The following is a 19,197-nucleotide window of genomic DNA, read 5'->3' as shown; positions in this document are numbered from 1 at the left end:
ACGGCGGGGCGTGGACGTCGGCGGCGTTCCGCCCCCGCCGGCCCGGGCCGGGTTCAGCGGGGCGTGGCGTAGGCCAGCGGCAGCGGGGTGGACTGGCCCGGCCAGGTGCCGGAGAGCGTGGCGCCGGGGCGCCCGTCGACCGCACCGGGTCGGCGGACGACGGCCAGCTCCACAGTGTCGGTCCCGATGAGCGTCGGGTCGCCGTCCACCACCCGGCGCGGGGCGCCCACGGCGGAGACATCGACGTCCCCGGCGCCGCTGCTGGTGATGCTCATGCTCGGCGCGCGGACCTGGCGCTCGCCGTCGACCTCGAAGAACTCCTCCGCCTGGCCGGTCCCGCCGAGGATGGCGGCGGCCAGCGCCGCGGCGTAGACCGGATCCCCGCAGGCGTCGTAGACCCAGCGCGGGCCGAGCACCGAGTGGTGGGTGGTGCCGACCAGCCACCCGTCGGCGCCGTCCAGCGGCGCTCCGCGGTAGGTCAGCGGCACCTGGTGCACCGGCCCGTCACCGGCGCGGACGAGCATCGTCTCGATCCCGACCGCGCCGGCCGGGTCGTCGAAGCGGAATCCCGCCACCCGGACGACGTCCGCGCCCGCCGGGCCGTGGAACCAGGGCCGGCCGGGCAGCCACGCCGCCAGGAGTTCGAGCTTGGTGGGGCGCAGTTCCGCCCGGTGCAGCAGAGCCATGCGGCGCATCGTACCGAGGCGCGCCGCCGCGCCGGGGGGCCGGGATCCGCGCCCGGTCAGGCGGAGGGCCAGGCCTTGGCGAGCAGGTCGCGGGTGTCGGCGAGCAGCTGCGGCAGGACCTTCGTCCGGCCGATCACCGGCATGAAGTTGGCGTCGCCGCCCCAGCGCGGCACCACGTGCTGGTGCAGGTGCGCCGCGATGCCGGCGCCGGCCACCCCGCCCTGGTTCATCCCCAGGTTGAAGCCGTGCGCGTTGGAGACCTGCCGGACCACCCGCATGGCGTCCTTGGTGAAGGTGGCCAGCTCGGCGGTCTCCGGCGCGTCCAGCTCGGTGTAGTCGGCCACGTGCCGGTAGGGGCAGACCAGCAGGTGCCCCGGGTTGTACGGGTAGAGGTTAAGCACCGCGTAGACGTGCTCGCCCCGGGCGACGACCAGGCTCTCGTCCGGCGGCAGCCCGGGGGCCAGGCAGAACGGGCAACCGGTGGGCTTCTCGTAGCCGCCCTCGGGCCGGTCCTCGCCGGAGATGTAGGTCATCCGGTGCGGCGTCCAGAGCCGTTCCAGCCCGTCCGCCAGACCGTCGGTGCCGTTGTCGAAGTGCCGCGCCGCCCCAGTCACACCGTCGATCCTACGGTCACCGCAGCGGGTCCCACCCGTCCGCACCAGCCGGCCAGCGCCGGGCTGCGCCGAGTGGCGGTGCCCCCGGTCGGGGACACCGCCATTCGCGGCGAACGGGGTCGATCGGCGACGCGGGGGACGTCAGCTCTCGGCGGACGGCCCCGAGTTGGTCCGGGAGCGGATCACGTCGAGGACGTGCGCGACCGCCTCGGCCATCGGCACGCCGTTGCGCTGCGAGCCGTCCCGGTAGCGGAAGGAGACCGTGCCGGCGGCCACGTCGTCGTCGCCGGCGATCACCATGAACGGGATCTTCTGCTGCTGCGCGGTGCGGATCTTCTTCTGCATCCGGTCGTCACCGGCGTCCACCTCGGCCCGGACACCCTCGGCGCGCAGCGTGGCGACGAACCCGGCCAGGTACTCCGCGTGCTCGTCACGGATCGGGATGCCGACCACCTGCACCGGGGCCAGCCAGGCCGGGAACGCCCCGGCGTAGTGCTCGGTGAGCACGCCGATGAAGCGCTCGATGGACCCGAACTTGGCGCAGTGGATCATGACCGGCTGCTGCCGGCTGCCGTCGGCCGCCTGGTACTCCAGCCCGAAGCCCCTGGGCTGGTTGAAGTCGTACTGGATCGTCGACATCTGCCAGGTGCGGCCGATGGCGTCCTTGGCCTGCACCGAGATCTTCGGACCGTAGAAGGCGGCGCCGCCGGGATCGGGCACGAGCTCGAGCCCGGTCTCCGTCGCGCACTGCTCGAGCACCGCGGTCGCCGTCGCCCAGTCCTCGTCCGAGCCGACGAACTTGTCGGGCCTGGCGTCGTCGCGGGTCGACAGCTCCAGGTAGAAGTCGGTGATCCCGAAGTCCTGCAGCAAATTGAGCACGAACGCCAGCAGGTGCTTGACCTCGGCAGGCGCCTGTTCCCGGGTGCAGTAGGAGTGCGAGTCGTCCTGCGTGAAGCCGCGCACCCGGGTGAGCCCGTGGATGACGCCCGACTTCTCGTACCGGTACACCGACCCGAACTCGAACAGCCGCATCGGCAGCTCACGGTAGGACCGCCCGCGCGACCTGTAGATCAGGTTGTGCATCGGGCAGTTCATCGCCTTGAGGTAGTAGTCGCTGCCCTCCATCTCCATCGGGGGGAACATCGTGTCCTTGTAGTAGGGCAGGTGACCCGAGGTGTGGAAGAGCCCTTCCCTGGAGATGTGCGGGGTGCCGACGTACTGGAAGCCCTCCTCGATGTGGCGGGCGCGGACGTAGTCCTCCATCTCGCGCTTGATCACGCCACCCTTGGGATGGAAGACCGGCAGGCCGCTGCCGATCTCGTCGGGGAAGCTGAACAGGTCGAGGTCCGCGCCGAGCTTGCGGTGGTCGCGCCGGGCGGCCTCCTCCAGGAGCTTCAGGTACGCCTTCAGCTCGTCCCGGGTCGGCCAGGCGGTGCCGTAGACCCGCTGCAGCTGCGGGTTCTTCTCCGACCCCCGCCAGTACGCGGCGGCCGAGCGCATCAGCTTGAACGCGCCGATCAGCCGGGTGTTCGGCAGGTGCGGACCCCGGCAGAGGTCCGACCAGCAGACCTTGTCCTCACCGGCGGCGAGGTTGTCGTAGATGGTCAGCTCGCCGCCGCCCACCTCCATCACCTCGGAGGAGTCCAGCCCCTCACCCTTGACGTCGATCAGCTCCAGCTTGAACGGCTCGGCGGCGAGCTCGGCCTTCGCCTCGTCGAGGTTCTTGAAGCGCCGCCGGCGAAACCGCTGGCCGGACTTGATGATCTCCTGCATCCGCTTCTCGAGCTTGGCCAGGTCGTCGGGCTGGAACGGCTTGTCGACCTGGAAGTCGTAGTAGAAGCCGTTCTCGATCGGCGGGCCGATGCCGAGCTTGGCCTCCGGGAAGACGTCCTGCACCGCCTGGGCGAGCACGTGCGCGGTGGAGTGGCGCAGCACGTTGAGCCCGTCCGGGGTGTCGATGCCCACCGGCTCGACGGTGGTCTCCTCGGCCGGCTTCCAGTCCAGGTCGCGCAGCACGCCCTGCGGGTCGCGGACCACGACGATCGCCTTCGGGCCCGTGCTGGGCAGCCCGGCCGCGGCCACCGCGTCGGCCGCCGTCGTCCCGGCGGCGACGACGACGGGGTCGGCCACGACGGGGGTACGGGGTGCGGACACGGTGACTCCTGTCGTCGATGCTGATCGGATGTGCCGGTTACCGGCTCCTGCGATGCTATCGGTCGCCCGTTCGGCACCGTCGGCGACGCCACCGGCGTCCCGCGCCGCGGTCACCGCTCCGACTTCCGCCGACCGTTGAACCTTTCCGCCCTCCCGGCCGAACTACCCGGTGTGGCCGGATCCGGTGCCGGCCGCGTGGAGACGGATGGGGAAGACCATGACGATGACCCGTCGGGACCGGGTCCGCGGGACGCTGCTGCTGGCCGCCGTGGCGGCCGGGGTGCTGCTGGGCTGGGCCGGCCCGGCGCAGGCCGCCGAGGTGTCCATCACCACCGCCCCGGCGCAGGTCCACCAGGGCGACGCCGTCGAGGTGACCTTCGCGGTGCCCGAGGAGCGGTCCGGGACGCGAACCGAGCGGATCGAGATCAGGATGCCCGGTGACGCGCCCGTCGGGGAGGTGTACCCGATGTCGGTGCCCGGCTGGGCGCCCCGGATCACCACCCGCACCCTCGATCAGCCGGTGGCCGGCATCCACGCCCCGGGGGTGGACACGGTGACCGACTCGGTGACGTGGATCCGGGTGCCCGGCGCGGCGGCGGGACCGGCCCGGCTCGCCCTCGGCATGGGCCCGATGCCGGCGACGGACCGGCTGGCCTTCCAGGTCGTGCAGACGTACGCGGACGGCACGGTGGTCCGGTGGGCGGAGCCGGCGGGTGGTGCGCACCCGGCCCCGGCCCTCGCGCTGCTGCCGGCGGCGCCCGGCGCGGCCACGGGCGGGCACGCCGGCCACGGCGGGACCACCGCCGAGGGGCCGGTCGACCCGGCCGCTGGGGCCGACGCCGCGGGTGCGGCCGGTCCGGCGCCGGACGCCGACGGCCAGGACGCCCCGAGCGCCGATCTGCTGCTCGGCGGCGGGCTGCTCGCCGGGCTGGCCGGCGGCGCGGCGATCGGCTGGCTGTTCAGCCGGCGGCGACGCGGGGAGCTGGCGCTGGCCCCGGGGCAGGCCGACGCCGCCGGGCACGAGGACCTGGACGATGCCGCGGCTGCGCCGGTGGAATCAACGGCCGCCCGCTGAGGGACCGTCCCACCCCGGCGCCGTGCATGAGCGGGGTCAGGCCAACCAGTCAGGCAGCGGCTCGCGGGCGGCGAGCCAGCCGTCCGGCACACCGCCGGGAGTGCCGACGCCGGTGTACGCGGCGACCACCGCGCCGACGATCGCGGATGTGGTGTCGACGTCCCCGCCGGCCTCGACGCACACCCGGATCGCCGTCGGGTAGTCGTCCAGATGGATGGCGGCCACCCAGAGGGTGAACGGGACCGTGTCCTGGGCGGTCACCCGGGAGCCGTTGCCGAGCGCGTCCGCGGCCTCCGCCGCCGGGCGGTTCAGCAGGGCGGCCGCCCGGCGTACGCCCCGGTGCACCTCCCCGGCCGGGTCGAGGGCCGCCGCGACCGCGCCGATCAGCCGGGCCGGGTCGGGCCGGTCGCCGTCCAGGCGGGCCCGGGCGGCGAGCGAGGCGGCAACGGCCACCGCGATGGCCCCGGCGATCCCCTCCGGGTGGGCGTGGGTGACCTCGGCCGAGGCCCGGGCCTGGTCGGCGGCCCGGCGGGTCGAGTCGGCGTACCAGGCGCCGAGCGGGCCGACCCGCATGGCGGCCCCGTTGCCGCAGGAACCCTGCCCGTCGAACGCCGACGCGGCCGCCACCGGCCAGGGCGTGCCGGTGCGGATCAGCCGGAGGATGGTCACCGCGCCCGGCCCGTAGCCGCGGTAGGGCTCGCAGCGCTCGGCGAAGTCGAGCGCCAGCCGGTCCCGGTCGAGCTGGCCGCCGGCCGCCAGGGCGGCCACCACCGAGCAGGCCATCTCCGTGTCGTCGGTCCACTGCCACGGCGGTGGTGGCAGCCGTCCGGCGGCGAGATCCGTGGGGTGCCGGCCGGGGACGAAGAACTGCGAGCCGAGCGCGTCGCCGACCGACAGGCCGGCGAGCGCGTCCCGGGCGAGCGCCAGCCGGGTGTCGGGGAAGAGGGTGAACGTCATCGTCGTCCCAGCTTGCCCGGTTCGCTGGAGTGCCGCAACGCGATCAACTTGCCACGCCAAGTACCGTCTTGACGTGGCCACCGTGCTCCTGGTCGAAGACGATCACGTCGTACGCGGCGCGATGCTGCGGTCCCTCACCGACCGGGGGCACGCCGTGCACGCCGTCGGTACGGCCCTGGACGCGCTGCGCCGGGTCGCCGCCGAGACCCCCGACCTGGTCGTGCTCGACCTCGGCCTGCCCGACCTGGACGGCTCCGACGCGCTGCGGATGCTGCGCGGCATCACCGACGTGCCGATCATCATCGCCACCGCCCGCGACGACGAGCAGTCGGTGGTCCGGCTGCTGCGGGCGGGGGCCGACGACTACATGGTCAAGCCGTTCACCGGCGCGCACCTGGACGCCCGGATCACCACCGTGCTGCGCCGCGCCGGCCGGGCCAGCCGCACGGTGCAGCCGGCCGTGCACACCGTCGGCGGCCTGCGGGTGGACGTGGGCGAGCGCAGCGCCCTGCTCGACGGGGAGCCACTGGCGCTGACCCGCAAGGAATTCGACCTGCTGGCGTATCTCGCCGCACGTCCCGGCCGGGTAGTGTCCCGGCGGGAACTCTTGGAGGAGGTATGGCGGCAGCCATCGGTCGGCGAGGACCAGACCATCGACGTGCATCTGTACTGGCTGCGCCGCAAAATGGGCGAGTCCGCGGCGAAGCCGCGCTACCTGCGCACCGTGCGGGGGGTCGGCTTCCGGCTGGTGGCGCCGGACTGAGGCCGTCGCTGGCCTGGCTCACGGCCGGTATGTGCAGCCTCGTCGCACTCGCCTTCCTCATCCCGCTCGGGATCAGCCTCGGCGACCAGGCGCGCGCGGAGAAGCTGGCGGACGCCGCCCGGCGCAGCGCCCTGGTCACCGGCGCCCTCGCCGTCAGCACCGACCCGGCGGTCGTCCGGCGGGCCGTGGCGGCCAGCGGTGACGACCCGGCGACCCGGCCGGTCGTCCACGGGCTGGGCGGGGACGAGTCCGCGGGCCGCGCCGACGCCGCGGCGCTGGCCCGGGCCGGCGCCGAGCGCCGTTCGGTGGTCACCGACGTCCCCGGTGGCGTGCTCCGGCTCGACCCGGTGGTGCTCGGCGACAAGGTCGCCGTGGTGGAGGTCTTCGTCCCCGACGAGGTGCTCGACGAGGGCTTCGGCGGCCGCTGGCTGCTGCTGCTCGCGGTGGCCGTCGCGCTGGTGGGCGCCGCGGTCATCGTGGTCGACCGGGTCGCCGCCCGCGCGGTCGACTCGACCGGCGAGCTGGTGAAGGCGGCCCTGGCGATCGGCGACGGCGACCTCGGCGTGCGCGTCGCGCCGAGCGGCCCGCGGGAGCTGGCCGAGGCCGGGCACGCGTTCAACCGGATGGCCGACCAGCTGGTGGCGCTCCGCGCCGACGAGCGGGAACTCGTCGCCGACCTCTCGCACCGGCTGCGCACCCCGTTGACCGTGCTGCGCCTGGATGCCGAGGCGCTGGAGTCCGACGACACGAGCATCGGCACGTTCAGCGAGGCGGAGCTGGACCGCCGGCGGGGCATCCGGCGGATCCGCCAGGCCATCGTCACCCTGGAGGGCGAGGTCGACCAGCTGATCAACACCACCCGCAAGGCGATCACTCAGGAGACCGGCCCGGCGATGTGCGACGTCAGCGAGGTGGTCCGGGACCGGATGGTCTTCTGGGCGGCCCTCGCCGGGGACCAGAACCGGCCGCACGGGGTCAGCGGGGCGCAGCTGCGCATCCCCGCGCCGGTGCCCCGGGCCGAGCTGGCTGCCGCCCTCGACGCGGTGATCGGCAACGTCTTCCGCTACACCCCGCAGGGCACCGCCTTCGAGGTGGCCGTCAGCCGGCGCGACGGGTACGTGGCGATCCGGATCGACGACGCCGGTCCGGGCATCGCCAACCCCGACCGCGCGCTGCGCCGCGGCGCCAGCGATCAGGGTTCGACGGGGCTGGGACTGGACATCGCCAAGCGGGTGGCGTTGCAGGCCAGCGGTTCGGTGAGCATCGACCGGGCGCGGCTCGGCGGCGCCAGCGTGGTGATGCTGCTGGCCGACCCGGAGGCGACGCCCCGGCAGGTCAACCGGTTCGGGCTGGTCGGCCGGATGGCCCGGGAGGGGCGGGAGCAGAAGACCAGCGGGCGCCGCTGGCCCCGGCCGCGCTGACCCCGCCGGCTGTGCGCCGGCGCAAGTCTTCCTTAGATCCGGGTTAACGACGGCGTCGGGACCACCGGCGACTGACAGGATCAGGGACGAACCCATCAGTTCCGTCGGCCGGAACGCCCCGTAACACCCACCGGCCGGTGGTGCCGTGCGCGCGGCGGGAGTTCGGTCCCCCCACACCTCGCTCCCGCCGCGCGCCACTCCCCCGTCGAGCCGCACCCCGGGCGTGAGGTGACCTTGATGACGCCGACCGCCAGCCGCCTGCTCCGCCGGGCGGCGCCGGCCGCCGCGGGTGTCCCGGCGGCCGGCCCCGTCCCGACCGCTCAGCGTGCCGCGGCCAGCAGATAGGCGTCGATCTCGCCGCTGATCCGCGCCTTCTCCCCGGGCTCCAGGAACGAGGCGGTCACCGCGGCGCGGGCCAGCCCGGCCAGCCCCTCCGGGCCGGCGCCGAGCAGCCGGGCGGCGACGGCGTACTCGTCGTTGAGGGTGGTGCCGAACATCGGCGGGTCGTCGGAGTTGATCGTGACCAGCAGCCCCGCCTCGACGAGCTGCGGCAGCGGATGCTCCTCGATGGTGGCCACCGCCCGGGTCCGCACGTTGGAGGTGGGGCAGACCTCCAGGGCGATCTGCCGCTCGGCGAGGTGGCTGAGCAGTTGCGGATCGAGCGCGGCGGAGATGCCGTGCCCGATCCGCTCCGCGCCCAGCTCGCGCAGCGCGTCCCAGACCGTCTCCGGGCCGGTGGTCTCCCCGGCGTGCGGCACCGAGCGCAGGCCGGCCGCCCGGGCCTGGTCGAAGTACGGCTTGAACTGCGGCCGGGGCACCCCGATCTCCGGGCCGCCCAGGCCGAAGCTGATCAGCCCGTCCGGCCGCTCCCCCAGGGCGATCCGCAGGGTCTCCTCGGCGGCGGGCAGGCCGGCCTCACCGGGGATGTCGAAGCACCAGCGCAGCGCGATGCCGAAGTCGGCCTCGGCCCGCTTGCGGGCGTCCTCGATGGCCTCGCAGAACGCCGGGGCGGGGATGCCCCGGTGCACGTGCGAGTACGGGGTGACGGTCAGCTCGGCGTACCGGACCTGCTGGCGGGCGAGCTCCCGGGCCACCTCGTGGGTGAGGATCCAGACGTCCTCCGGGTCGCGGATCAGGTCGACGACGCTCAGGTAGACCTCGATGAAGTGGGCGAAGTCGCGGAACGCGAAGTAGTCGGCGAGGGCGTCCGGGTCCGCCGGGACGGGGCTGCGCCCCTCGTGCCGGGCGGCCAGCTCGGCGACGATCCGGGGCGAGGCGGAGCCGACGTGGTGCACGTGCAGCTCCACCTTGGGCAGTCCGGCGATGAAGGTGGACAGGTCGGTCACAGGTTCTCCTCTGCGTGGGCGCCCGTGCGGGCCACCACGAAGATCCGGCGGAACGGGAAGTACACCTGACCCTGCCGCACCGGGTACGCCTCGGTGAGGCGTACCCCCAGCTCGGCCCGGAAATCGGCCCAGCCGGCGGGATCCAGCGCGGCCCGGACCGGGCGCAGCGCCGTCCCCTCCATCCAGGTCAGCACCGGGTGGTCCGCGTCGGCGGGGGCCGGGAGCAGGTGCACGTAGGTAGTCTCCCAGGCGTCGACCGCGCAGCCGGCCTCGACCAGCAGGGCGGCGTAGTCGACCGGGTCGCCGACCGGCGCCTCGCGCAGCAGCGGGGCCAGCTCGGCCCGCCAGCGGTCCCGCCCGGCGACCTCGCGCAGCGCCCGGTGCGACGGGGCGTCGAAGTTCCCCGGCACCTGCACCGCCAGCCAGGCGCCGGCGGGCAGCTCGCGGGCCCAGCGGGTGAGCAGGTCCCGGTGGCCGGGCACCCACTGGAGGACCGCGTTGGAGACGACCACGTCCACGTCCGCCCCGGGCCGCCAGTCGCGGACGTCGCCGACGGTGAAGCTGACCGGCACGCCCAGCGTGGCGGCCCGGTCGATCATCTCCGGGGAGGAGTCCAGGCCGACGATCCGGCTCCGCGGCCAGCGTTCGGCGAGGGTGGCGGTGAGGGTGCCGGGTCCGCAGCCGAGGTCGACGACGGCCCGCGGCTGACCCGCCGGGATCCGGGCCACCAGGTCGTGGAACGGCCGGGACCGCTCGTCGCCGTACCGCAGGTAGGTGGTCGGGTCCCACATGACAGCCTCCAAACCGTACGTACGTTTTGTTGGAACCTTACGGCCCGACGCGCGCCCCGGCAAGGGGATCACTAGGCTCGTCGGGATGGAACAGCGCAGCTTCGACCGGCTCGGCCGGCACGTCGGCATCGTCGGACTCGGCGCCTGGCAGCTCGGCGGCGACTGGGGCCAGGTCAGCGAGGACGCCGCGATGGCCGTGCTGGCCGCCGCCGTGGACGCCGGCGTCACGTTCCTGGACACCGCCGACGTTTACGGCGACGGGCGCAGCGAGCAGCTCATCGGCCGGTTCCTCCGGGAGCGCCCCGGCCACGGGCTGACCGTCGCCACCAAGATGGGCCGCCGGGTGGAGCAGACGCCGCAGGCGTACACCCTGGACAACTTCCGGGCCTGGACCGACCGGTCCCGGGCCAACCTCGGCGTGGACACCCTCGACCTGGTGCAGCTGCACTGCCCGCCCACCGCGGTCTTCGCCGACGACCGGGTCTTCGACGCGCTGGACACCCTGGTCGCCGAGAAGCGGATCGCCGGGTACGGGGTCAGCGTGGAGACCTGCGACCAGGCGCTCACCGCCATCGCCCGGCCGGGCGTGGCCAGCGTGCAGATCATCCTCAACGCGGTCCGGCACAAGCCCCTGGAGCGGGTGCTGCCCGCCGCCGAGGCGGCCGGGGTCGGCATCATCGCCCGGGTGCCGCTCGCCAGCGGCCTGCTCTCCGGTCGGTACGACGAGCACACCACCTTCCCCGCCGACGACCACCGCAGCTACAACCGGCACGGCGAGTCCTTCGACGTCGGCGAGACCTTCTCCGGGGTGGACTACGACCTCGGCCTGGCCGCCGTGCGCCGGCTCGCCCCGCTGGTCGGCGAGGGCCGCACGATGGCCCAGTTCGCGCTGCGCTGGATCCTCGACCAGCCCGGCGTCACCGTGGTCATCCCCGGCGCCCGCAACGCCGAGCAGGCCCGGCGCAACACCGCCGCCGCCGACCTGCCGCCGCTGACCGACGCCGAACTGGCCGCCGTGCGGGCGACCTACGACGAGCTGATCCGGCCGCAGGTGCACGACCGGTGGTGACCGGCGCGGCGCCGACGTGCCGGGGCGCCGTCGGGCATGCTTGCACCGGTGCCGTACGCCGGGAGGGGATTCGATGAGGGGCTGGCTCACGCTCACACTCGGGCTGCTGGCGGTGGTCGTCGGCGCGGTCTGGACCGTGCAGGGCCTCGGCTACCTCGGCGGCAGCGTGATGACCGACCAGCGGATCTGGGCGGTGATCGGCCCGGTGGTCGTCCTCATCGGACTCGCCGCGGTCTGGTACGGCATGCGCCGCCGCCACCGATCCTGACCCGCTCCGCCCGGGCCACACCCCGGAAACGCGGAAAGCCCCGCATCCCGGGCGGGGTGCGGGGCTTCACATCGATCCGGGGGGCCGGACCGCAGTGGCCGGCGGCTGCCGGCCGGCACTGCTCAGAGGGGGCGGACCTGCTCGGCCTGCGGACCCTTCTGACCCTGGGCGATCTCGAACTCCACCCGCTGGTTCTCCTCCAGCGACCGGTAGCCGCTGGTCTGGATGGCCGAGAAGTGGACGAACACGTCAGCACCCCCGCCGTCGACGGTGATGAAGCCGAAGCCCTTGTCTGCGTTGAACCACTTCACGGTTCCCTGCGCCATGTGTATCTCCTTCTAAAACTGGCGGCCGAGCACGCCGTGCGGCCGATTGGCCGTTTTCGAGCAGCGGTGCCTGAGGCGGCCCCCAAGTAGGAGACTTCTCTCAACCCACGCCGTCTCTCAACAGCGGGGAACAGCAAACCACGTACGCAAAAACTCTGCACAGCCTACCCGACGAACTTCTCCGACATGTGACCTGACGGATGCGTCAGATCAACTGGGCGGGCAGGCGGGACCATGCGAAAGGCCCCTTCCCCGTCGATGCCTGGGGAAGGGGCCGACACCTGCGGATCAGTCGGGCCAGCGGCCGGTCAGCCGGCGCACGCCCACCGCGCCGCCCCGGTCCACAGCGGCCCGGACGACCGCGAAGATCGCCCCCTGCAACGCCGCGGCGGCCAGGACCTCGCCCCAGCCACGGTCCTCGTCGGTGGCGCTGGGCGCCTCGCCGTCGCCCGCGGTCACCTTCCAGACCTGCCGGAAGATCACCCCGGCGACCGTACCGGCGGCCAGCCCGAGCAGCACCCCGACGGGCCGGTACGCGGCCTTGCCGATCTTTCCGCTCACCTGCGCCTCCCCCGGACGATCAACAGCGCCACCACGGTCGCCACCGCGCCGGCCGCGACGGCCGCCCACGGCACCGGGTTGCGCCGGACCGCCCCACCCTTGTCGTACGCCTGCGCCCGCGCGACCCGGGCCTTCTGCGCCGCCTGCCCGCGCATCACGCCGGCCTTCTCCGCCGCCTGCCCGCGCACCACGCCGGCCTTCTGCGCCGCCTGCCCGCGCATCAGGCCGGCCTTCTGCGCCGCCTGCCCGCGCACCCGGGCCATGGTCAACGCGGCCTGCTCGCGCATCCGCGCCTTCGCCTGCTCGGCGGACTCCTTCAGCCGGGCCTTGACGTCGGCCCTGGCGGCCAACAGCTCCACCGTCTCACCCAGCTCCACCCGGGTACGCCGGATCTCCTCGCGGAGCGCCTCCGTGTCGCCGGTCCCGTTGCCCGTCATGCCCGCCTCCCGTCCTTCACCGCGGCGGTGACGGTGTCCACGTCCGCCCGGACGCTGCGGACCGTCGCCTCCGGCACCGGCGGGACGGCACGGCTGACCTGCTTCTTGCCGACCAGGGCGAGAATCCCGGCCAGCAGGAAGAGCGCCACCGCCACGATCAGGGCGGCGAGCCACGCGGGCATCACCAACGCCAGCAGCAGGATCGCCGTGGCGACCAGGGCGCCCGTCCCGTAGAGGGCCATCACCCCGCCGCCGCCGAAGAGGCCGATCCCGATCCCGGCGTGCTTGCCCTTCTGGGTCAGTTCCGCCCGGGCCAGCGCCAGCTCGTCCCGCACCAGCCGGGAGACCTGCTCGGTGGCCCGCTGCACCAGTTCTGCGGTGGACGGCTCGCTCCCGGTCCGGGACGTGCTGCGACTCGCGACGTCAGCCATGCTGTCCTCCTTTCATCATCACCGCGCTGTATGCCCGGAGTCGCGGCCCGCCAATCCTGCCCGGAGCACCGGTCGCGCCGCCCACCGTCCGGCACGCGGGGCGCGGGCCGGAGCAGGGGCGTGCGCAGCAGGTCCCCCGAACGCGACGGAACAAACGCACCGGCAGCCAGATGTCCCGTAACGGGCGACCCCTCGCGGGTCCCGCCGCGGCGGGACGCCTCCCCGGCAGGTGCAACGGCCGGGCCGGCGGCGAGGTCACGTCGCGCCGCCGGGGGCCAGGTCACGTCACCGGCCGGCGGGCGGCCCGGACAGCGCGGAGCCCCCGGCGCCGCGGGGGCGGCCGGGGGCTCCGGGCGGCGGACCGCCGGTCAGCGGCGGGTCTCGGCGTGGTCCTCGCGGCCCACGAAGACCTCGCTGCGGGCCTCGCCGTCGTCGCTGCCGCCGAAGACCCGGGCGTCGTCCGGCACGTCGGTGTCGGGGAGCCGGCGGACGGGCCGGCGCGGCTGGACCGCCTGCCACGGCAGGGCGCCGGAGGCGTCGCCGACCTCGGCGCGCATCCGGGGCAGCGCGGTCGGCCGCTGGTCACGGACCCAGGCCACCAGGTGCTCGCGGACCAGACAGCGCAGGTCCCAGAGGCTGCCGGCGTCCGCGGCGCTCACCAGCGCCCGGACCTTGATCATGCCGCCGGTGGCGTCGGTGACCTGGAGTACGCAGACCCGGCCGTCCCACAGCTCGCTGGACTCGGCCAGCCGGCGCAGCTCCTCCCGCATCGCCTGCACCGGGATCGACCAGTCGACGTCGAGCTCGGCGGTGCCGAGCACCGCCGCCTCGGTCCGGGTCCAGTTCTCGAACGGGGTGCTGGTGAAGTACGAGGTGGGCAGGATCAGCCGGCGGTCGTCCCAGATCTGCACCACCACGTAGCTCAGGGTCAGCTCCTCGATCCGGCCCCACTCCCCCTCGACCACCACCACGTCGTCGAGGCGTACCGCGTCGCTGAAGGCGAGCTGGAGGCCGGCGAAGACGTTGCCGAGCAGGCTCTGCGCGGCGAGCGCGGCGACCACACCGACCACCCCGGCGCTGGTCAGCACGCCGGCGCCGATCCCGCGTACGGCGGGGAAGGTCATCAGCATCACGCCGATGGCCAGCACCACGATCACCGCGATGGTGAGCCGGCGCAGCAGCACCACCTGGGTGCGTACCCGTCGGACGTGCCGGTTGTTCGGCACGTCCATGCGGAACCGGGCCAGCGCGGTGTCCTCGATCACCACCAGCAGCGAGGCGACCAGCCAGGACACGGTGGCGATGATCCCGAGGACGAGCACGTGCAGGACGATCTGCCGCCACGGGCCGACCGCGTACCCGGTGCTGAACCGGACGCCGAGCTGGACGGCGAGCACGGTCGCGGACACCTGGAACGGGCGGTGCGAGTGATCGGTGAGTTCGGTCATCAGCAGCGAACGCCGGCCGAGTCGGCGGGTGACCCGGTGCACCACCTCGACCACCAACAGAGCGATCGCCGCCGCGGCGAGCGCGGCGACGATCGTTTCGAGGTAGCTCTGCACAGGTACTGCTCCCTCCAGCCGGGCGGGGACGCTTCGGGCAAAGGCCCAATGGTGCCCGGCGGTCGCGGAATCGACCAGGTCAGACCCTCCGGTACCGGGGTCAGACCTTGCGGTACCGGGACTGGAGGAAGCAGTAGATCCCGAAGGCGGTGATGCCGAGCGCCATCAGCGCGAGGATCACCGGGCCCCAGGGCTGGTCGCGGAGGGTCCGCAGGGCGGCGTCCAGGCCGCGGGCCTTCTCCGGGTCGTACTTGACGGCGGCCACGACGACCAGGATGCCGGCGACGGCGAAGACGGCGCCGCGGGCCGCGTAACCGGCCATGCCGAGGCGGCGGGCCAGGGTGTGGGTCTTCGGGCTCATCTCACCGGTCTTGAGGTTCTTCTCGAACTTCTTCTTGAGCCCGTAGACGACCATCCCGATGCCGACGATCGCGAGCACCAGCCCGGCGAGCGCGACCAGCCAGCGGCCACCGGTGGAGGCCATCAGCTTCGCGGAGAGCGCCTCCTGCTGGTCGGAGGCGTTGGCGCTGGCGTCCTGGAAGACCTTGACCGCGGTCCAGGCGAGCCAGAGGAAGACCACGGTGCGGACGACGGAGGTGATCCGTTCGAGGAGCCGGTCCCTGCCGCGCAGCGCGCGGTGGCCGACGGCCGCCTCCAGCGCCTGCCAGATCGCCATGGCCACCAGGCCGACCGCGATCGTGATGAGCAGGAACTTGCCCATCGGCTGGGCGCCCAGGGTGCGGAGCGCGCCGTTCTGGTTGCCCTCCTCGCCCGACTTGCCGAACGCGATCTGCAGCGCCAGCCAGGCGAAGAGGAGATGCACGATGCCGTAGCCGATGAATCCGGCCCGGGCCAACAGTTCGAGCCACCGGCTGTTCTTGGCCTCGGAGGCGGCGGCTTCGGCGTTCCGGGTGAGTGACATGGCGCCTCAATCTCCGGATGCGAAGATTTCCAAACGTCGGCCGCCGCCGCCCGCGACCGGGTCAGCTGCTGGAACCCTTCGCCACGCGGATCTTGACCTGCTGGTCGGTGACGCTGTCCAGGGTGACCTGGAGGCCGCCCGCCTCGGCGGCCTGCTGGCCGGCGGTGAGCGTGAGCTGCTCGCCGGCCACCTCGACGGTGACCTGGTCGCCCTGGGCGCCGATCAGCTTCGCCTCGACGCCGAGGATGCTGGCGCTGGCGTCGACGCCGCGGTCGAAGGTGACCGTGCAGGCGTCCAGGCCGCAGTCGGTGGAGGCGCCCTCCGAGCTGCAGCCGGAGAGCAGCGCGACGCCGAGCGCCAGGCCGGCCAGCAGGCCGGCGGCCCGACGGGTGGGGGTCAGGGAGGGGGAAAGGGGTCGGTTCGTCACCCGGCAAGGGTACGGGACGTCGTCCAGCCCCGGCACCCGCCGGTGATCACCACCGGCCGCGTTAGGGTCCCCGCATGCCGTTCGACATCGCCCGGACCCGGGCCGCATACCCCGCCCTGACCGAGGGCTTCGTCCACTTCGACGGTGCCGGCGGCACCCAGACCGCCCAGCCGGTGATCGAGGCGGTCACCGCCGCGATGCGCGCGGCGATCGGCAACCGCAGCGCCGCCTTCGTGCCCGGCCGGCGGTCGCTGGACCTGGTCGCGGCCGCCCGGTCCGCGGTGGCCGACCTGCTCGGCGCGCGACCCGAGGGCGTGGTGCTCGGGCCGAGCGCCACGGCGCTGACGTACACCCTGGCCCGGACGCTCGCCGCGGCCTGGCGGCCGGGCGACGAGGTGGTGGTCTCCCGGCTCGACCACGACGCGAACGTGCGGCCCTGGGTGCAGGCGGCCGAGGCGGCCGGCGCCACCGTGCGCTGGGCGGAGTTCGACCCGGCGACCGGTGAGCTCCCCGCCGGCCAGTACGCCGACCTGGTGGGCGAGCGGACCCGCCTGGTGGCGGTGACCGCCGGCAGCAACGCGATCGGCACCGCGCCGGACGTCGCCGCGATCGCGAAGACCGCGCACGCGGCGGGCGCGCTGGTCTGCGTCGACGGGGTGCACTCGGTGCCGCACGGCCCGACCGACCTCGCCTCGCTGGGCGCGGACTTCCTGGTCACCAGCGCGTACAAGTGGTCCGGGCCGCACCTGGCCGCGATGGTCGCCGACCCGGCCCGGTGGGAGCAGCTGCGCCCGGCGAAGCTGCTCCCCTCCTCCGACGCGGTCCCGGACCGGTTCGAGTACGGCACCCCGAGCTTCGCGCTGCTGGCCGGGGTGGCCGCCGCGGTGGACCACCTGGCCACCCTCGACCCCGGCGCCACCGGCAGCCGGCGGGAGCGGGTCCGCGCCGGGCTGGCCGCCGCCCAGGCCCACGAGGAGGAGGTCTTCGACCGGCTGCTCGCCGGGCTGACCGCGCGGCCGGCGGTGACCGTGTACGGCTCCCCGGCGCGGCGCTGCCCGACGGTCTCCTTCCGGGTCGCCGGGTTGGCGCCGGCCGAGACGGCGACGGCGCTGGGCGCGGCCGGCTTCTGCCTCTCCTCCGGCGACTACTACGCCTACGAGTACTTCCGCACGATGGGCCTGCGCGATGGCGGCGGGGCGGTCCGGGCCAGCGTCTACCACTACAACACGGTGGACGAGGTGGACCGGTTGCTCACCGAACTGGACAGGATCGTCGCCGGTGGGGAGAGAATGGCCCGGTGAGCTTCCTGGTCGAGGAGAACCCCGCCAAGCACCGCTTCGAGATCCTGGTCGACGACGCGCTGGCCGGGTTCACCGCGTACATCCCGCGCGGCGAGCTGCTCGTCTTCACCCACACCGAGGTCGACGAGCGGTTCCAGAACATGGGCGTGGGGTCGGCCCTGATCCGGGGCACCCTCGACCAGATCCGCGAGCGCGGCGGCCGGCTGGTGGCGAAGTGCCCCTTCGTGGCGGCCTTCATCAAGCGCCACCCCGAGTACGCCGACCTGGTGGTCGCCGAGGCCTGACCGGGTCGCGCGGGCGGCTCAGCCGGCGCCGGTGAGGAGTTCGGCGGCGGCCCGGGCGGCCGCCCGGGTGGCGCCGTGGGTGGCGACGTGGACGGCGCCGGTGACCAGCTCCGGGACGCCGAGCTCCACCACGACGGCGTCCGGGCGGGCGGCCAGCGCGCGGCGTACCGCGGCCCGCATCCAGTCGTGCCGGTGCAGGTCCCGCACGACCAGCACGACGGGGCGGCCGGCCGCGCCGGCGGTCGGGTCGGCGGGCGCCTCGCCCTCGGCGTACCGGGCGACGGTGGTCCCCGGGACCAGGTCGGCCAGGGGCGCGCCGATCCCCCACGGGGTCTCCGCGCCGATGGCCATGTTGTGCGGCGGGGCGAACTCCACCACGTGCGCCGGGCGGCGCAGCGGCAGCGCGTCGGTGCCGGCCGGTCCGGTGACCACCCGGACCGCCCGTCGGGCGGCGGCCAGCCCGACCGCCGAGCCGTCGGTCCGGGTCGGGGCGCCGGCCGGGCGGGCGGCGCGGGCGGCGACCGTCCAGGCGGCGAGCTGACCGACCCGCTTGGCCGCCTCGGCGAGCCGCTCCTCCGGCAGCTCCCCGGCCACCACGGCGGCGACGATGGCGTCGCGCAGCTCCCGGGCGTCCGCCTCGGTGGCCCGCTCCCCACCCACGCAGATCGCGTCCGCCCCGGCGGCCAGGGCGCGCACCGCCGCGCCGGCGAAGCCGTACCGGTCGGCGACGGCCCCCATCTCCACCGCGTCGGTGACCACCACCCCGTGGAACCCCAGCTCCTCGCGGAGCAGCCCGCCGAGGATGCGCGGGCTGAGGGTGGCCGGCAGCTCCGGGTCGAGCGCGGGCACCAGCAGGTGCCCGGTCATCACCGCCTGCACCCCGGCGGCGACGGCGGCCCGGAACGGGGCCAGCTCGACGGCGTCGAGGCGGGCCCGGTCGCCGCCGATGCGGGGCAGGTCGTGGTGCGAGTCGACCCGGGTGTCGCCGTGGCCCGGGAAGTGCTTGGCGCAGGCGGCCACGCCGCCGGCCTGGAGTCCGCGTACCCAGGCGGCGGTGTGCCGGGCGACCAGGTCGGCGGCGGCGCCGAACGAGCGGACGCCGATGACCGGGTTGGCCGGGTTGGAGTTGACGTCGGCGTCCGGGGCGTAGTTGAGGGTCACCCCCACCCCGGCCAGCTCGGCGCCGAGGTCGCGGGCCACCGCCTCGGTCAGCGCCGGGTCGTCGACCGCGCCGAGGGCGAAGTTGCCGGGCCGGGAGCTGCCCCGGCCGGACTCGATCCGGGTGACGTCGCCGGCCTCCTCGTCGATGGCGACGATGACGTCCGGGCGCTCGGCGCGCAGCGTCTCGGTGAGCGCGGCGAGCTGCCCGGGGTCGACGATGTTGCGGGCGAAGAGGACCACCGAGCCGAGCCCCTCGCCGAGCCATCGGCAGACCCAGAGGGGCGGGGTGGTGCCGACGAAGCCGGGTTGCAGGACGGCGGCGGCGAGGCCCGCCAGGTCTCCGGTCGCCCCCGCGGTCGGCTCGCTCATGCGCTGTCGTACCCCCGTCTTCCCCACCGACCCGCCGCCCCGGCGGGTGCTGCCATGGTCACATCGCCCCCGGAAATAGTCAATAAACCTTACTGTTAGCGCCTGGCGGTGCCCGGTACTCCATGGGAGAGTGCGACCATGCACCCCGCGCTGCTCGCCGACGCCACCAGCGCGGCCGACGTCCCCGGCGTACGGCTGCTCGGCCTGGTGGTCGGCGGCCTGTTCCTGCTCCTCGCGATCCGGGCGATGTTCCGCCGCTGACCCGCCCCCGC

Annotated in this window: 21 protein-coding genes and 1 pseudogene; 8 read left to right on the top strand and 14 right to left on the bottom strand. The window is 74.4% G+C overall.

Annotated features, from left to right (window positions below; all coding sequences use genetic code 11):
• Positions 1-53 precede the first annotated feature (53 nt).
• The 3 genes from ACTWO6_RS12240 to thrS form a co-directional block, all read right to left on the bottom strand.
• Positions 54-686 (bottom strand): CG0192-related protein, encoded by a 633-nt coding sequence (locus ACTWO6_RS12240; protein ID WP_446219743.1) that lies wholly within the window; start codon positions 684-686, stop codon positions 54-56.
• A gap of 56 nt (positions 687-742) precedes the next feature.
• Positions 743-1,300, bottom strand: a complete 558-nt coding sequence (locus ACTWO6_RS12235) for an HIT family protein (RefSeq protein WP_446219741.1) — start codon at positions 1,298-1,300, stop codon at positions 743-745.
• A gap of 141 nt (positions 1,301-1,441) precedes the next feature.
• Positions 1,442-3,454, bottom strand: a complete 2,013-nt coding sequence (thrS, locus tag ACTWO6_RS12230; RefSeq protein WP_446219740.1) for a threonine--tRNA ligase — start codon at positions 3,452-3,454, stop codon at positions 1,442-1,444.
• A 217-nt stretch (positions 3,455-3,671) separates the two neighbouring features.
• Between thrS and ACTWO6_RS12225 the strand changes: the two genes are divergently transcribed.
• Positions 3,672-4,529, top strand: coding sequence for a DUF1775 domain-containing protein (locus tag ACTWO6_RS12225; protein WP_446219739.1), 858 nt, complete (start codon positions 3,672-3,674; stop codon positions 4,527-4,529).
• 36 nt (positions 4,530-4,565) lie between these two features.
• On the opposite strand, the gene ACTWO6_RS12220 is transcribed toward ACTWO6_RS12225, so the two are convergent.
• Complete coding sequence (locus ACTWO6_RS12220) at positions 4,566-5,486, bottom strand: ADP-ribosylglycohydrolase family protein (RefSeq protein ID WP_446219738.1); 921 nt, start codon at positions 5,484-5,486, stop codon at positions 4,566-4,568.
• Between the two features lie 73 nt (positions 5,487-5,559).
• On the opposite strand from ACTWO6_RS12220, the gene ACTWO6_RS12215 reads away from it, so the two are divergent.
• Positions 5,560-6,249: a response regulator transcription factor gene (locus ACTWO6_RS12215; protein ID WP_109800074.1), complete on the top strand. Its 690-nt coding sequence runs from the start codon at positions 5,560-5,562 to the stop codon at positions 6,247-6,249.
• A 29-nt stretch (positions 6,250-6,278) separates the two neighbouring features.
• Entirely contained in the window at positions 6,279-7,670 is a 1,392-nt protein-coding gene (locus tag ACTWO6_RS12210; RefSeq protein WP_446219737.1) for a HAMP domain-containing sensor histidine kinase, read from the top strand.
• A gap of 320 nt (positions 7,671-7,990) precedes the next feature.
• Here ACTWO6_RS12210 and ACTWO6_RS12205 read toward each other — a convergent pair whose 3' ends face one another.
• Entirely contained in the window at positions 7,991-9,016 is a 1,026-nt protein-coding gene (locus ACTWO6_RS12205; RefSeq protein ID WP_446219736.1) for an adenosine deaminase, read from the bottom strand.
• Complete coding sequence (locus ACTWO6_RS12200; protein ID WP_446219735.1) at positions 9,013-9,807, bottom strand: trans-aconitate 2-methyltransferase; 795 nt, start codon at positions 9,805-9,807, stop codon at positions 9,013-9,015. Before ACTWO6_RS12200 ends, ACTWO6_RS12205 begins: the two co-directional genes overlap by 4 nt.
• Before the next feature lie 85 nt (positions 9,808-9,892).
• On the opposite strand from ACTWO6_RS12200, the gene ACTWO6_RS12195 reads away from it, so the two are divergent.
• The gene (locus ACTWO6_RS12195; protein WP_446219734.1) at positions 9,893-10,876 is read left to right on the top strand and encodes an aldo/keto reductase; all 984 of its coding nucleotides are present in this window, start codon (positions 9,893-9,895) and stop codon (positions 10,874-10,876) included.
• 73 nt (positions 10,877-10,949) lie between these two features.
• A complete protein-coding gene (locus tag ACTWO6_RS12190; protein ID WP_446219733.1) occupies positions 10,950-11,144 on the top strand; it encodes a hypothetical protein in 195 nt (64 codons plus the stop codon).
• A gap of 122 nt (positions 11,145-11,266) precedes the next feature.
• On the opposite strand, the gene ACTWO6_RS12185 is transcribed toward ACTWO6_RS12190, so the two are convergent.
• From ACTWO6_RS12185 to ACTWO6_RS12155, 7 genes and pseudogenes are all read right to left on the bottom strand, one after another.
• Positions 11,267-11,470, bottom strand: a complete 204-nt coding sequence (locus ACTWO6_RS12185) for a cold-shock protein (protein WP_007458127.1) — start codon at positions 11,468-11,470, stop codon at positions 11,267-11,269.
• A gap of 288 nt (positions 11,471-11,758) precedes the next feature.
• Positions 11,759-12,031, bottom strand: a complete 273-nt coding sequence (locus ACTWO6_RS12180) for a DUF4235 domain-containing protein (RefSeq protein WP_446219732.1) — start codon at positions 12,029-12,031, stop codon at positions 11,759-11,761.
• 236 nt (positions 12,032-12,267) lie between these two features.
• Positions 12,268-12,468 (bottom strand): annotated as a pseudogene (locus ACTWO6_RS12175) (DUF3618 domain-containing protein); the annotation flags it as partial.
• The gene (locus ACTWO6_RS12170) at positions 12,465-12,899 is read right to left on the bottom strand and encodes a phage holin family protein (RefSeq protein WP_130334151.1); all 435 of its coding nucleotides are present in this window, start codon (positions 12,897-12,899) and stop codon (positions 12,465-12,467) included. The pseudogene ACTWO6_RS12175 and the gene ACTWO6_RS12170, both read right to left, overlap by 4 nt.
• A gap of 368 nt (positions 12,900-13,267) precedes the next feature.
• Positions 13,268-14,461: a mechanosensitive ion channel family protein gene (locus ACTWO6_RS12165; RefSeq protein WP_446219731.1), complete on the bottom strand. Its 1,194-nt coding sequence runs from the start codon at positions 14,459-14,461 to the stop codon at positions 13,268-13,270.
• A 100-nt stretch (positions 14,462-14,561) separates the two neighbouring features.
• Positions 14,562-15,383: a DUF1206 domain-containing protein gene (locus ACTWO6_RS12160; protein ID WP_446219730.1), complete on the bottom strand. Its 822-nt coding sequence runs from the start codon at positions 15,381-15,383 to the stop codon at positions 14,562-14,564.
• Between the two features lie 61 nt (positions 15,384-15,444).
• On the bottom strand, positions 15,445-15,810 hold the full coding sequence (locus ACTWO6_RS12155) for a hypothetical protein (protein WP_446219729.1): 366 nt from the start codon (positions 15,808-15,810) through the stop codon (positions 15,445-15,447).
• Positions 15,811-15,884: 74 nt separating this feature from the next.
• Between ACTWO6_RS12155 and ACTWO6_RS12150 the strand changes: the two genes are divergently transcribed.
• Together ACTWO6_RS12150 and ACTWO6_RS12145 are read left to right on the top strand one after the other, a co-directional pair.
• A complete protein-coding gene (locus ACTWO6_RS12150) occupies positions 15,885-17,111 on the top strand; it encodes a cysteine desulfurase-like protein (protein WP_446219728.1) in 1,227 nt (408 codons plus the stop codon).
• The gene (locus ACTWO6_RS12145; protein ID WP_406043548.1) at positions 17,108-17,395 is read left to right on the top strand and encodes a GNAT family N-acetyltransferase; all 288 of its coding nucleotides are present in this window, start codon (positions 17,108-17,110) and stop codon (positions 17,393-17,395) included. Before ACTWO6_RS12150 ends, ACTWO6_RS12145 begins: the two co-directional genes overlap by 4 nt.
• A gap of 18 nt (positions 17,396-17,413) precedes the next feature.
• Here the strand turns inward: ACTWO6_RS12145 and ACTWO6_RS12140 are convergent, their stop codons facing one another.
• On the bottom strand, positions 17,414-18,925 hold the full coding sequence (locus ACTWO6_RS12140) for a glycoside hydrolase family 3 protein (RefSeq protein ID WP_446219727.1): 1,512 nt from the start codon (positions 18,923-18,925) through the stop codon (positions 17,414-17,416).
• A gap of 108 nt (positions 18,926-19,033) precedes the next feature.
• Between ACTWO6_RS12140 and ACTWO6_RS12135 the strand changes: the two genes are divergently transcribed.
• Positions 19,034-19,186, top strand: a complete 153-nt coding sequence (locus tag ACTWO6_RS12135; protein ID WP_446220877.1) for a hypothetical protein — start codon at positions 19,034-19,036, stop codon at positions 19,184-19,186.
• The last annotated feature ends 11 nt before the right edge of the window (positions 19,187-19,197 follow it).

The sequence above is a fragment of the Micromonospora sp. IBHARD004 genome (assembly GCF_052814115.1).
Note: the sequence above shows the minus strand (reverse complement) of the source record. Positions and strands in the feature narration are given on the sequence as shown.

What these genes read in the sequence shown, in the direction of transcription:
- ACTWO6_RS12185 (WP_007458127.1), bottom strand. Translation starts at nt 11,470, where the DNA reads ATGGCGCAGGGAACCGTGAAGTGGTTCAACGCAGACAAGGGCTTCGGC.
- ACTWO6_RS12170 (WP_130334151.1), bottom strand. Translation starts at nt 12,899, where the DNA reads ATGGCTGACGTCGCGAGTCGCAGCACGTCCCGGACCGGGAGCGAGCCG.
- ACTWO6_RS12220 (WP_446219738.1), bottom strand. Translation starts at nt 5,486, where the DNA reads ATGACGTTCACCCTCTTCCCCGACACCCGGCTGGCGCTCGCCCGGGAC.
- ACTWO6_RS12150 (WP_446219728.1), top strand. Translation starts at nt 15,885, where the DNA reads ATGCCGTTCGACATCGCCCGGACCCGGGCCGCATACCCCGCCCTGACC.
- ACTWO6_RS12210 (WP_446219737.1), top strand. Translation starts at nt 6,279, where the DNA reads ATGTGCAGCCTCGTCGCACTCGCCTTCCTCATCCCGCTCGGGATCAGC.
- ACTWO6_RS12140 (WP_446219727.1), bottom strand. Translation starts at nt 18,925, where the DNA reads ATGAGCGAGCCGACCGCGGGGGCGACCGGAGACCTGGCGGGCCTCGCC.
- ACTWO6_RS12190 (WP_446219733.1), top strand. Translation starts at nt 10,950, where the DNA reads ATGAGGGGCTGGCTCACGCTCACACTCGGGCTGCTGGCGGTGGTCGTC.
- ACTWO6_RS12195 (WP_446219734.1), top strand. Translation starts at nt 9,893, where the DNA reads ATGGAACAGCGCAGCTTCGACCGGCTCGGCCGGCACGTCGGCATCGTC.
- ACTWO6_RS12240 (WP_446219743.1), bottom strand. Translation starts at nt 686, where the DNA reads ATGGCTCTGCTGCACCGGGCGGAACTGCGCCCCACCAAGCTCGAACTC.
- ACTWO6_RS12200 (WP_446219735.1), bottom strand. Translation starts at nt 9,807, where the DNA reads ATGTGGGACCCGACCACCTACCTGCGGTACGGCGACGAGCGGTCCCGG.
- ACTWO6_RS12225 (WP_446219739.1), top strand. Translation starts at nt 3,672, where the DNA reads ATGACGATGACCCGTCGGGACCGGGTCCGCGGGACGCTGCTGCTGGCC.
- ACTWO6_RS12160 (WP_446219730.1), bottom strand. Translation starts at nt 15,383, where the DNA reads ATGTCACTCACCCGGAACGCCGAAGCCGCCGCCTCCGAGGCCAAGAAC.